The organism is uncultured Lamprocystis sp. (assembly GCF_903933125.1).
Classification (GTDB): domain Bacteria; phylum Pseudomonadota; class Gammaproteobacteria; order Chromatiales; family Chromatiaceae; genus Thiodictyon.
In genome coordinates, this window is sequence record NZ_CAIZIZ010000051.1 from 1 (window position 1) to 12,266 (window position 12,266).

Annotated in this window: 9 protein-coding genes and 1 pseudogene; 2 read left to right on the plus strand and 8 right to left on the minus strand. The window is 64.8% G+C overall.

Going from position 1 to position 12,266, the window contains the following annotated elements; translation table 11 throughout:
• The first annotated feature begins 122 nt into the window (after nucleotides 1-122).
• Entirely contained in the window at nucleotides 123-392 is a 270-nt protein-coding gene (locus QZY03_RS31920) for a DUF4258 domain-containing protein (RefSeq protein ID WP_363168836.1), read from the plus strand.
• A 96-nt stretch (nucleotides 393-488) separates the two neighbouring features.
• On the plus strand, nucleotides 489-725 hold the full coding sequence (locus QZY03_RS02310) for a YgiT-type zinc finger protein (RefSeq protein WP_295577878.1): 237 nt from the start codon (nucleotides 489-491) through the stop codon (nucleotides 723-725).
• Nucleotides 726-840: 115 nt separating this feature from the next.
• Here the strand turns inward: QZY03_RS02310 and QZY03_RS02315 are convergent, their stop codons facing one another.
• The 8 genes and pseudogenes from QZY03_RS02315 to QZY03_RS02350 form a co-directional block, all read right to left on the minus strand.
• A complete protein-coding gene (locus QZY03_RS02315; RefSeq protein ID WP_295577881.1) occupies nucleotides 841-1,251 on the minus strand; it encodes a hypothetical protein in 411 nt (136 codons plus the stop codon).
• Between the two features lie 433 nt (nucleotides 1,252-1,684).
• A complete protein-coding gene (gene hydE / locus QZY03_RS02320; RefSeq protein WP_295577883.1) occupies nucleotides 1,685-2,935 on the minus strand; it encodes a [FeFe] hydrogenase H-cluster radical SAM maturase HydE in 1,251 nt (416 codons plus the stop codon).
• Nucleotides 2,932-4,203, minus strand: a complete 1,272-nt coding sequence (hydF, locus tag QZY03_RS02325; protein WP_295577886.1) for a [FeFe] hydrogenase H-cluster maturation GTPase HydF — start codon at nucleotides 4,201-4,203, stop codon at nucleotides 2,932-2,934. The genes hydE and hydF overlap by 4 nt, the downstream gene beginning before the upstream one ends.
• A 9-nt stretch (nucleotides 4,204-4,212) precedes the next feature.
• Complete coding sequence (locus tag QZY03_RS02330; RefSeq protein WP_295577888.1) at nucleotides 4,213-5,658, minus strand: aspartate ammonia-lyase; 1,446 nt, start codon at nucleotides 5,656-5,658, stop codon at nucleotides 4,213-4,215.
• Nucleotide 5,659: 1 nt separating this feature from the next.
• Nucleotides 5,660-7,111, minus strand: coding sequence for a [FeFe] hydrogenase H-cluster radical SAM maturase HydG (gene hydG, locus QZY03_RS02335; protein WP_295577890.1), 1,452 nt, complete (start codon nucleotides 7,109-7,111; stop codon nucleotides 5,660-5,662).
• A 940-nt stretch (nucleotides 7,112-8,051) separates the two neighbouring features.
• A complete protein-coding gene (locus tag QZY03_RS02340) occupies nucleotides 8,052-9,413 on the minus strand; it encodes a [FeFe] hydrogenase, group A (protein WP_295577892.1) in 1,362 nt (453 codons plus the stop codon).
• 121 nt (nucleotides 9,414-9,534) lie between these two features.
• Nucleotides 9,535-9,891 (minus strand): annotated as a pseudogene (locus QZY03_RS31925) (2Fe-2S iron-sulfur cluster-binding protein); the annotation flags it as partial.
• Nucleotide 9,892: 1 nt separating this feature from the next.
• Nucleotides 9,893-11,905, minus strand: coding sequence for an FAD-dependent oxidoreductase (locus QZY03_RS02350; protein ID WP_295577897.1), 2,013 nt, complete (start codon nucleotides 11,903-11,905; stop codon nucleotides 9,893-9,895).
• Nucleotides 11,906-12,266: the final 361 nt, after the last annotated feature.

The window sequence follows — 12,266 nt, forward strand, 5'->3', positions numbered from 1 at the left end:
GGTGCGCCGCACCAGTTGGGCGGCGGCGAATTTCGTCAACTCAACCGCAGACCCGGACGCCCTCGTTATTTCCCAGCGGGACTGGGAACGCTTGCTGGATCAACTGGCCTCGACGGCCTGAAATGGCCAAAGTCGAGCTTGATCGCGACTACTTCTTGTCGTCGCACGCAGAAGAAGAGATGCTTGATGACGACCTTGACAGGAATGATATAGAGAACGCGATCCTGAAGGGAAGGATAGAAAAACAACTGTCGCATGATTCTAAGGGCACAAGATATCGAATCGAGGGGCCGTGCTTGGACGGGCGTATCATTCATGTGATTTGCCGGTTCCGAGAGGAATCAAATATGCTGGTAATTAAGTACATCAATATATTCGCTATGAGCGCTTAATTATTTATCTTTCTTTTAAATCAATGCTTTGCAATTATTGGCGCCTACAAATATTTCACTTGAAGTACTTACTGTCTATGCGTTATAGGTGCCGTCATGCAATGTGAATTTTGTGGTGGCGAAACGAAGAAAAGAAACGTCAAGCGGCAGCACTGGTTCCAACGGCAACTTTACATCGTTGAGAACGTAGAAGCTGAGATTTGTGCTGAGTGTGGAGAGCGGTATTTTCATGCTAAAACATTGGACGCTGTCGATGCTCTCTTATTGAAACAACACGCCGTAAAAGAAACGCTCTGCGTTGAAGTCGTGGAGTTCAAGAAGGCGGCAGCCTAGAAAGCCCCCGGCGTAGGGACTCCGGTTGCCCGGAGCCCCCGCCACAGACCCGGACGTGCAGTATTCCCGCATCCGGTTCCTCGGTCGTACTCGCTTATCAAGCGAGCGACACGTTTCACGCGAACACCAGTTCGTGTTGCAAGCAGCGCGACTCGGTGATGCGGGGTTTGGCGATACCAAGCGTTTCGATGGCGCGACCGAAGGCCGCCCAGGTGAAGCGCTTGTGCTTGCCCCCGCGCCGGTTTAGCCACTTGAACGCATAGGCGACGGCCGTTTTGTAGAAGCGCCACAGGTCCGCCGAGTTGCCCCGTAGACCGTAGTCATTGTAATGCCCTACCAGCCGCCGATTGAGTCCCTCGATCAACGCCCTGCCCGGCAGGTGCCGCTGGCTCTTGATCCATTCCTTGATGCGTCGGATCGACCCTTGCAAGCGCTTGCGGGCCGTGCGACGCTTCACCCGTGGAATACCTTCCCGGTCGATAAACCAGAACAGATCGAAACCCAGAAAGGTCACGCGCTGTTTCATGCCAAAGATACCGGGGACATACCACGGTATTCCCGCTTGCAATCGCGCGCCGCTCCGAGCCGGTCGCACCACCGTCCCGCGCAGATGCAATGCCGTCCCAGATTGCGCTATTGCCCCATCCGGGCTATGCCTCTGAAGCGGGCACCCACCCGTCGGACTGTTCGGGGATCCGGACCCGCGGGACCGAGCCTGCAGCCCGGATCGGGCGAACGCCAAGCGGACACCGAACGAACCTCAATCCAGTGTCGCCACCCGCACCCGCAGCGCTCGCGCCTGCTCCGCCAGTCCGACGACGGTCGCATCCTGCCATTGGTCGCCTCTCCAGCGGGTGTAATCTGGACGGTGTGGCCGCCGCCCTGCCCGCCCGTAGGACTGACCCGCGCCGCAGGCCGCGCCCGAGGCCATCGGCAGGACGAATAGCAGACCTTCGATTTCACCGCGACCTGTCTGTCGCGCTGGTCAGATCGGCCGCCGGATCGGTGCGAGCCGGGCCGCGCCGGAGGGGGATGCCGACGTGAACGGACTTGGCCGCCTGGGTCTCGGCCGAGAGCGATGGTCGATCCGGCAGTGCAAGCCCCAGGCGCCGACGGAAATGGCGCGAGCAGCCCCACTCGTCCCAGCCGACCCGTCGGCCCATGCTGCGGATGCGGCCCTCCAGGCAGGCGCTACAATCGGTCGGCTGATCGTCGATGCAGGGCTTGTTGTCGTAGAGCTGGTAGGCTTTGCGGACCGCGCGCGGGGTGATGTTCGGCATGACGATGTTGCAGCCATAGGCGATGCCGCGCTCGCGGCCATCGGCGGCCAAGGCCTGCAAGGCGGTCGCCGCGGCGATGTTGACATCGCGCAGCACCAGCCGGGCGACGGCCAGCATGTTGAGCGCGCGCTGTAGCAAGGGCGCCGGCTCCATCATGCCTTCCGCGCCCATGTCCGCGCCCTGGGACAGGATGTAAGGTCCCATGCCGAGCATGTCGGCATCGATCCGCTGATAGAAGCGCAGATCGGCGCAGAGGTCGGCGAGCGTCTGACCCGGCAGGCCGATCATGCCGCCGGTACCGACCTGGAAGCCGGCCGTGCGCAGGTTCTCCAGCGCCTGAATGCGGGCGGCATAGCCCTTCTCATGCGCGAAGCCGCCGGGATGCAGGTGTGCGAAGAGCGCGGGATTGGAGGTCTCCATCCGCAGCAGATAGCGCATGCAGTCCGCCCCGCCGGCGGCCTCGCGCCAGCGGCGGTAGGTGTCGAGTGTTTGCTCGCCCAGCGACAGAGTGATGCTCGCTCCGTCCGGTTGTGTCGCGGAGACGATGCGGGCGCGGATCAGGCGGATGCACTCCGTGACGAAGTCGATGAATGGCCAGTCCCGCCGCTCGCCGGCCTGCAGACAAACGGACCCATAGCGGTTTTCGGCGGCCCAGACGGCGCTCTCCACGATCTCCGCCATGCTCAGTTGGTAGCGGTCGAGCGTCGGATTGTCGCGCCGGATGCCGCAATAGCGGCAATTCAGCGTGCAGCGGTTGGAGAACTCGACGATGCCGCGGTAATGGACCTTGTCGCCGATGATCCCGGTGGTCAGGTCATAGGCCGCCCGTCGCAGCCGCTCGCAGTCGCTGGGGTCCGTCAACCCGAGCAGGCGGATGATGTCGGCGTCGGCGAACGCCTCTTGGCGCAGGAGAACCGCGAGTGGCGTCATGCCGGTACCCCGGGCCGGCGCGCAGCGGCGCAGCAGGCAGCCTCATAGGCACCCTCGTAAGCGCTTAGGGCCGCGGGAAAGCACTGCAAGGCGCGCGGCAGCACCCCCTGCAGCAGCGAGATCGCCACGCCATAGTTGGTCATGGGCACCTGCTGACGCTCGGCCCGATAGAGCCAGGAGAGCATGTGCTTGCGGGTTACCATGCAGGCGCCGCATTGGATGATCAGATCGTAGTGCGCGATCTCGTCGGGAAAATACTTGCCGGTGCTGAAGTCGACTTGCAACTCGCCGCCCACGAACTGGCGCAGCCAGCGCGGGATCTTCACGCGCCCGATGTCGTCGCAAATGAGATCGTGGGTGCAGGCCTCGGCGATGAGTACGCGGTCGCCGGGCTTCAGCCGATGGATCGCCGCCGCGCCCGCGCTGAGCTTGATGAGGTCCGCCTTGAAGCGTGCCATCAGGATCGAGAAGGTCGTCAGGGGGATGTCCAGAGGCGTATCGGCGACGGTCTTCAGCACCACCTGGGAGTCGCAGACGACCAGCGAGGGCCTGGTCCGCAGATTCCCGAGCGCGGCGGCCAGCTCGCGCTCCTTCACCACGATGCAGACGGCATCCGCATCCAGCGCCTCGCGGATCGCCTGGACCTGCGGGGGGATCAGCCGCCCGGTGGGCGCCCCGAGATCGATCGGGACGACCAGCACCAGTGTGCTCCCCGGCTGGATCAGGTCCGCCACCAGCGGCGGCCCTTGCAGATGCGCCTCCGGCACCAGCCGGATGATGGATTCCTTGACCGCGTCGATCCCTTGTCCGTGCAGTGCAGAGATGCGGACCAGCTCCGTCTCCTCACCCGGCAGACCCGCGAGCGCCGCATCGGGCAGGGGTCCCAGGTCGCTCTTGTTGAGGACGCAGAGCACCGGCGTCTTGCGCTCCGCCAGTTGGGCCAGGAGCGCGCGCTCATCGTCCCCGATCCCGGTGTGGTCGCAGACCAGGAGCGCGATGTCGACCCGCTCCAGCACCCCGGCCGTCCGGGCCATACGCAGGCCGCCCAGTGCGCCGGCGTCGTCGATACCGGCGGTGTCCACGAAGACCACGGGGCCGACCGGCGGCAACTCGATGGCCTTCTCGACCGGGTCCGTGGTCGTTCCGGCGACCGGCGAGACGATCGACAGCGGATAGCCCAGCAGGGCGTTGACCAGGCTCGACTTGCCGACGTTGCGGCGGCCGAAGACACCGATGTGCAGGCGCAGGCTCTTGGGGGTATTCAGCATGTGCAGGTCTCAGGATCGGTAACCGAGTGCCGTCATGGCGGCCGGAGCGAGAAGACGATCCAGGGTCGCCCCGTCGAGCAGGCCGCGGTCCAGCACCACCGCGCGGATCGTCCGGCCGGTCGCGGCGGCCTCTTTGGCAACCTCGCCGGCCTGGTCGTAACCGAGCACCGGGACCAGTGCCGTGACCAGTGCCCAGGACTGCTCGACCTGATCCCGGCAGTGCGCGGCGTTCACCTCGATCCCGTCGATGCAGTGTTCCGCCAGGCTCAGGTTCGCCTGTTCGAGGACCGCCAGAGTCTCCAGCAGGGCGTTGGCCACCAGCGGCAGAAAGGCATTGAGCTCCAACTGCCCGGACTGACAGGCCTGGGTGATCATGAGGTCGTTGCCGATGCAGGTCATCGCCGCCTGACCGACCGCCTCGCAGATCACCGGATTCACCTTGCCGGGCATGATACTGGAGCCGGCCTGTCGGGGCGGCAGCCGCAGCTCGCCGAACCCGGCCTTCGGACCCGAGGACAATAGCCGCAGGTCGGACGAGACCTTGTAGAGGCTGACCGCATGCGCCTTGAGGATCCCGGAGACCTCGACATAGACATCCGCGTTCTGAGTGGCGTCCAGCAGGTTCTCGGCGCGGGCGAGGTTGAGCCCGGTCTCCTCGCGCAGCCGGTCGGTGACGCGAAAGATATAGTCGCGCGGCGCGGTGAGCCCGGTGCCGATGGCGGTACCACCCAGGTTGACCACCCGCAGCCGCTCCCGGCACTTGAAGACCCGCCAGCGGTCGCGCGCGAAGGCTTCCGACCAGGCCCCGAAGGCCGCGCCGACCGTCGTGGGGCAGGCATCCTGCAGTTGGGTGCGGCCCATCTTGACCAGGCCGTTGCAGGCGTGCTCCTGGGCCTGCAAGGCGCCCTGCAGCCGGGCGATGGCCGGCTCCAGACGACCCAGCGCGAGGGTTGCGGCGACCTTGAGTGCGGTCGGATAGACATCGTTGGTCGACTGATGCAGGTTGACCTGGGCAATGGGATGGACGCGCCCATACGCACCGAGCGGCAGCCCCAGCAGTTCCTGCGCCCGGTTGGCGATGACCTCGTTGAGGTTCATGTTGAGCGAGGTGCCAGCGCCGCCCTGCAGTGCATCGACCCGAATCCAGTCGTGCAACTGGCCGGAGGCGATCTCGCGGCAGGCGGCGAGAATGGCGTTGGTTTCATTCTCGGGCAGGAACCCGAGCTCGGCATTGGTGCGGGCACAGGCCGCCTTGACCAGGGCCAGGGCGCAGATCAGTTCGGGGCGCGCGGGCCGGCCGAGGATCGTGAAGTTGGCGAGTGCGCGGGCGGTGTGAATGCCGTAATAGGCATCCGCCGGAACCGCAAGCGCACCGAGCGGGTCGTGCTCGGTCCGCGTGGCACCACCCTGGGTTGGGGCCGCCCGGCCATGGGCAGGAGCGGACTCTGGGGCCATGTCAGCAATAAACGTCGCGTTTGCCGCCGCACACCTTGTCGACGATCACCCGGGCGATCCGTCGTTCTTTCTCCCCCATGCCGGCGATATCCCGCTCGATCGCCCGCGTGCCGGCCTCGACCGTAGCCGGGCCGGCATAGTCGAGCAGATATTCCATGAAGGTGCCGACCGCGTTGGGTCCGCATTTTTCTTTGATGTCGGCGCTCTTGGCCCACTGCATGAAGTCCTCGCCGGTGCGCCCGTTGCGGTAGCAGGCGGTGCAGAAGGACGGGGTGTAACCCAATTCGGCCAATTCCAGGACCACGGCGTCGAGCGAGCGGTGGTCACCGAGCGAGAACTGACTCGCGTCGAAATCCTCCATCGTTGCGGCGTCGGGCAGCGCCTCGGCATCGGCGTGGGCAGCATAGCCGCCGGGGTTGGTCCGGCTGCCGGCTGAGATCTGAGAGACGCCGAGCGCATAGGTCTCACGCCGCATTTGGGGGCTCTCGCGGGTGGACATGATGATGCCGGTATAGGGGACGGCGAGCCGCAGGATGGCAACGAGCTTCCTGAAGTCGTCATCCGACACCGGATTCCAGGGCGCGCGCGAGAAGTCCGACCCATGGGCCGGCTCGATGCGCGGGACGCTGATGGTGTGGCAACCGGCTCCATAGGTGGACTCCAGGTGCGCGGCGTGCGTCATCAGGGCCAGCACGTCGAACCGCCAGTCACCCAGCCCGAACAGCACGCCCAGCCCGATGTCGTCGATCCCGGCCTGCATGGCGCGGTCCGGCGCGGAGAGTCGCCAGTCCATGTCCCGCTTGCGGCCACTGACATGGGCGGCGGCATAGACATCGCGCTGGTAGGTCTCCTGAAAAATCTGGTAAGTACCGATGCCGACCGCGTGCAGCGCGCGGAACTCGTCCACTTCCATGGGGGCCAGATTCACGTTGATGCGGCGGATCTCGCCATTGCCGAGCCGGATGGCGTAGATGGCCTCCAGCGCATCCAGCACATACTGCAGGCCGTTGGGATAGGACTCGCCCGCGACCACCAGCAGCCGTTTGTGGCCCTGAGCGATGAGCACCTGCGCCTCACGCTGGATCTCCTCGATGCTCAGGGACCGACGCTTGAGCGCGGTGTTGTCCTTGCTGAAGGCGCAGTAGTTACAGGCGTTGCCGCAGAAGTTCGAGATATAGAGCGGGGCGAAGAGGACGATGCGCTTACCGTAGATGGCCTCCTTGGCCCAGCGCGCCGCGGCGTACAGTTCCGCGCTCAGGTCCGGATCGCGAATCTGCAGCAGTGCGGCCACCTCACCAGTCGTGAGGCCCTGGAGCGCGCGGGCCTTGTCGAGAACCTCGCGGACCCGTCCGGCGTCCTCACGGTCGCTGGCCGCGAGGGCCGCATGAATCGCGCCCGGGTTCAGCCAGGAGGTATCGGCCGGGTCGCGGTTGGCACTCGCCGGAATCGTCATACGTCGAACTCCACTCTGCAATCTCTCAACCTAAATCCGGGAATTGCTCACACAAAGACACAAAGAACACAAAGAACACAAAGAAAAACAAATTATTGAAGGCGTTGGGCCGGTCACCGCGCGGGTGACTCGCCCGACCCACATATCGCGTTGAAAATCTTTGTGATCTTTGTGTCTTTGTGTGAGAACTTCTCTTTCATAGGCGCAAACGACCGGCCTCAGCGGCGCGCGCACGGATGACTCTGCAAGTTAGCACGAGACCCATCGCTCGCGCTCGCTTTCGAGGCCGCTTGTTAGCGGCTGTCTATCTCGCCTATCATATTCCGGTTCGCACTCGATAGTGAAATTCATGCTCTATCTCCGAAAGTTTGCAGGTTAGCCGTATTCACCGAATATCGATCAAATAATGGAATGTGTTCAGCGATTTCTTCGTGCGAGATAAATACGCCAAATTTGGCTGCTTGCTCGCTGACCCGTTCTTTAAACGCCACCGGCGCAACGAGAACGGATACGCTCAGTCTCGCCGGTAACAGCGTTTCTTACTTCAATCGTCACGGTTGTCCAAGGATGGTCAGATCGCGATAAGACGCACTTTGCGGGGCGATTAGCGAATCTTGTTTTTCCAAGAAACCACTTTTGGAAATCAGCGTTGTCGCGGAGGACTAAGGCAAGTTCATGGTCAAGGGCTTTCTCAGACGACTGCATAAATTAAGGTCTCCCGGAGACGGCTAACTCGACCTCGGTGGGCGCACCACGCGGCGCGGGGCCTTGATCATCGTGGCGGCCTCGATCAAGATTCCGGCCACTTGGGCTCGCCGGGTGCGTAGTCAGGCCATCCTGGCCTGACACCGTCAGGGCTGGAAGCCCTGACTACGCACGTCGCTGGCCGGGATTACGATCAAGGCCATCGTGGCCGGAATAATGATCAAGGCCAGGCCCATCAATAGATCGTCGTGCTCATATTGAGTTCCCCCCAGATCTCCTTGACGGTCAGTGTCATCGCCAGGCTGCGGTCGCTGTACCAGGTGTGCAGCAACTGGTGCGCCTGCTCCGAAAACGGACTGCCCAGAAAGTCCCGATACAGCGCCTGCACCTGTGGATTGTTGTGCGACTGGCGCACCGGGGTGGCGCGGTCGATGGCGAAGAGCGTGTCGCGGCGCTTGAGCGCATTGCGCCGGTACGCCTTCTTCGAGCGCAGATTGCCGCCGCCGTCGACGCAGCCGCCCGGGCAGGCCATGATCTCGATGAAGTCGAAATCGGCCTCCCCCGCGCGAATGCGTTCGCACAGCACCCGGGTCGGACCCAGCCCGTGGGCCATCGCCACCTTCACCGTGCCGACCGCGCCGCCCACCTCCACCGCGGCGGTGCGCAGGCCCTCGAAGCCGCGCAGCGGGACGACTTCGGCGTGGTCCAGTTCGCGGCCGTTGACGATCTGATACATGGTGCGCACCGCCGCTTCCATCACGCCGCCGGTGGTCCCGAAGATGGCGCCCGCCCCGGAATAGGCGCTCATGTAGGGGTTATCGAAGGTGGATGGCGCCAGGCTGCGCAGATCGAGTCCGCGCCGCTTGAGCAGGCGGGCAAACTCGCGGGTCGTCAGCACCAGGTCGACCTCCCGCCGATCGCCCTCACCCAGTTGCGGCCGGGTGCGCTCGTCCTTCTTTGCGACGCAGGGCATGATCGAGATCACCCGGATGCGCGCCGGAGCGATGCCCATCCGCTCGGGCAAATAGGTCTTGGCGATCACCCCCAGGCATTGCTGCGGCGACTTGGTGGAGGACAAGAGCGGCAGCAGGTCCGGATAATGCCGCTCGGCGAAGTTGATCCAGGCCGGGCAGCAGGAGGTAAAGATCGGCCGCTGCCCGCCCTGGAGTCGGCGCAGCAGCTCGGCGCTCTCCTCCATGATCACCACATCGGCGGCGAAATTGGTGTCGAGCACGATGTCGGCGCCGAGGCTGCGTAGCGCCGCGATGATCTGACCCTCCACGTTGGTCCCGGCTGGAAAGCCGAACTCCTCGCCGAAACCGACCCGCACCGCCGGGGCAAACTGGAAGACGGTCACGATCTCGGGATCGAACAGATAATCCAGCACCCGGTCGGTCTCGTCGCGCTCGCCCAGTGCCCCGGTGGGGCAGACCAGCACGCACTGGCCGCAGGTGACGCAAGTCGACTCCGCCTGTGACAGGCCGTGACGCAGCCCGACGGCGGTGTCCTGGCCGAACCCGGTGACTTCCAGCGCATCGACGGTCTGGCCATGCCGACAGATCGCGATACAGCGCTGGCAGCGCACGCACTTGGTCATATCGCGGATCATCGCGGGCGACGAGCGATCGACCGCGCGCGCCAGGGCGCGCGCCCGGTCGAATGAAGCGGTTGGTATGGAGCCCGACGAATTGCGCCACGTCCTGCAGCTCGCAATTGCCGTGGCGCACGCAGGTCGCGCAGTCCTGGTTGTGATCGGCCAGCAGCAGTTCGACCTGCAGGCGCTGTGCTTCGCGCGCCCGGCGCGAGCGGGTCTGGACAGTCATCCCCGCCTGCGCCGGGGTGACGCACGCGGCGGCCAGCAGCGGTTGCTCCGCGGGCGCCGGGCTCGCGACCTCGACCAGGCAGACGCGGCAGGTGCCGGGTGCATGGTCGATGTCGTTGAGTTCGCACAGACTGGGGATGTAGAGTCCATGGCGGCGGGCACAGGCGAGGATGGTCTCGTCGGGCAAGGCCTCGACGGTCTGCCCGTCGATCGACAGGAGCAGCAGCGGGTCGGTGTCGGTCGGCTGGGTCATGTCAGGCCGCTCCTTCCGGAATCGGCTGGGCGGTGATCACCGAATAGATGCGATAGCAGCGCAGACAGCGCCGCGCCTCGCGATAGGCTTCGGCGTCGCTGATCGTCGACTCGACTTCCTCGAACATGGTGCGGCGTACCTCCGGATCGAGCTCAGGGTGATGCACCCGGTATTCCAGCCGCACCGGCAGCTCGTCGCAGTCGGCGGCCAGCAGCTTGTGGGTGTGCAGGAGCGCACGCATCCGGGTCCGCGGAAAGAAGCAGGTATGGCCCAGTTGGATCCAGTCGTCGATGCTGCGTGCCGCTTGCAGCCCGTTGGCCATCGCGTGGATCAGCGTCGAGGGACCCGAGGCGCAGTCGCCGCCGCCGAAGACCCCAGGCCGGGAGGTGGCGAGGTCGAAGGGGTTGACCTCCAGCCAGCCCCAGCGCGTCAGGTTCAATCCGTCCTGCGGGCGGATGGCACCGCCCTGCACCTGCTGGCCGATCGCCGCGATCAGGGTGGTACAGGCCATGAAGTGCTCGCTGCCCGGCACCGGCTCAACACCGCGGCGGCCCTTGGCGTCGACCTCGGTCTGGCGCATCGAGACCAGCTCGATCCCGGTCACCCGTCCATCCTCGGACAGGACCCGCGCCGGGTTGACCAGCAGGTGGAAGATCACCCCTTCCGCCTCGGCCGCCTCGACCTCGGTGGGATCGGCGGGCATGTCGGCGCGGGTGCGACGATAGACCAGATGCACCCGCTCGGCCCCCATCCGCAGCGCCGAGCGGGCGCAATCCATCGCGACGTTACCACCGCCCACCACCACCACGTCGCCCGCCAAGGGAGTCAGGCGGGTGCCGGCAATGTGGTCGTGGACCTTGAGCAGGAAGCTGATGCCGGTTTCATAGCCGGGGGCGGCGCGATCCTCGCCGGCGACCCCCATCAGCGACCCCTGCTGACAGCCCAGGGCCAGGAAAATCGCGCGGTAACCGCGGGCGAACAGCGCGTCGATGTCGAAGTCGCGGCCCATCGCCTGATTGAACAGGAAACGCCCGCCCAACTCCGTAATGATGTCGGTCTCGGCGTGCAGCACGTCCTTGGGCAATCGATAGCTCGGAATGCCGATCGCCGCCATCCCGCCGGCCTCGTCCAGCGCTTCCAGGATATCGACGTGATACCCGTGCAGCAGCAGGTGATAGGCGCAGGCGACCCCGGCCGGTCCGGCGCCGACCACCGCCACCCGCATCTCCGGCGGCAAGGGTCGGGCGATCAGATCGCGGGTGAAGCGCAGTGCGTCCGGCCCCTTCTGGTGGTCGGCGACATAGCGTTTCAGGATCTTGATCCCCACCGCCTCGTCGACCAGCGAGCGCCGGCAGGCCATCTCGCAGAAGCGCACGCAGACCCGCCCGCAGGTCGCGGCCATCGGGTATTTCTGGAGGATGACGCCGAGCGAATGCTCGGGTTTACCGTCCCGGATATAGTCGATGTAGCGCGGGACATTGATCTTGGAAGGACAGGCCTCGATGCAGGGCGCCGTCATGTAGTCCATGCCCGGCTGCTGCGGCAGCGGGCGGCCGGTCGCGATCTCGGCCTCCAGATCCGCGCGGAAATGCGTCAATGCGCCCAGCAGGGCCACCGGGGCGGTGCGGCCGAGTCCGCACAGCGAGCTGTCGGCAATCTGACGCGCCAGTTGGACGATTCCGTCGAGATCGATGGCGAGATCGCCGGCGCTCGGCCGCGCCTGCGCATAGGCGGCAAGGGCATCGCGGATCAGCGGCACCCCGGCCCGGCAGGGCGTACATTTGCCGCAGGACTGGCTGGCCGCCATCTCCATCTGTCGGCGGAAGGCGTCGACCAGGCTGACCGAGTCATCGAAGACCAGGAATCCACGATCGCCGATGAAGGCACGAATCGGGTTTCCCTTATTGAAATAGTCGAAACCGTCGAGCTTGGACAGCTCGACCGGCAACGGTGCGTCGGCGGCGCGCTGATCGACCACCTGCCCATCCCAAACACCATAGGCGATCCTGGTCATGGTTCCCCCGGAATATGAAGCCCCCTCGGTCAGTCGTCTGCCGAGGAAGTGGCATGATACGCCCGATTGCCCATCTCACATCCGACAGGCAGCAATTGCGGTCTTCTTGCATCTCAATAAGAAAATAAATATGTAATAAACTATTCTCGTTGTCGGTGGATCTCCCGAGCGAATGGTGTCTCAATTCCGATGACAAAACAACGCACTGGCGCAGAGGGTTTTAGCTCGACTTTGGCCATTTTTGCCTGAGGCCGGGCGCTGTGCACGGGTGGGCTGGACCAGGGCCGGCGGCTCCTGCGGAGGTGGCGGCAGCGGGAGACCGGCGGTATCGTCTGAAGTCGACCAAAACACCAGCCGTCAC

What these genes read in the sequence shown, in the direction of transcription:
- hydF (WP_295577886.1), bottom strand. Translation starts at nt 4,203, where the DNA reads ATGCTGAATACCCCCAAGAGCCTGCGCCTGCACATCGGTGTCTTCGGC.
- QZY03_RS02330 (WP_295577888.1), bottom strand. Translation starts at nt 5,658, where the DNA reads ATGGCCCCAGAGTCCGCTCCTGCCCATGGCCGGGCGGCCCCAACCCAG.
- hydG (WP_295577890.1), bottom strand. Translation starts at nt 7,111, where the DNA reads ATGACGATTCCGGCGAGTGCCAACCGCGACCCGGCCGATACCTCCTGG.
- QZY03_RS02340 (WP_295577892.1), bottom strand. Translation starts at nt 9,413, where the DNA reads ATGACCAAGTGCGTGCGCTGCCAGCGCTGTATCGCGATCTGTCGGCAT.
- QZY03_RS02350 (WP_295577897.1), bottom strand. Translation starts at nt 11,905, where the DNA reads ATGACCAGGATCGCCTATGGTGTTTGGGATGGGCAGGTGGTCGATCAG.
- hydE (WP_295577883.1), bottom strand. Translation starts at nt 2,935, where the DNA reads ATGACGCCACTCGCGGTTCTCCTGCGCCAAGAGGCGTTCGCCGACGCC.
- QZY03_RS31920 (WP_363168836.1), top strand. Translation starts at nt 123, where the DNA reads ATGGCCAAAGTCGAGCTTGATCGCGACTACTTCTTGTCGTCGCACGCA.
- QZY03_RS02310 (WP_295577878.1), top strand. Translation starts at nt 489, where the DNA reads ATGCAATGTGAATTTTGTGGTGGCGAAACGAAGAAAAGAAACGTCAAG.
- QZY03_RS02315 (WP_295577881.1), bottom strand. Translation starts at nt 1,251, where the DNA reads ATGAAACAGCGCGTGACCTTTCTGGGTTTCGATCTGTTCTGGTTTATC.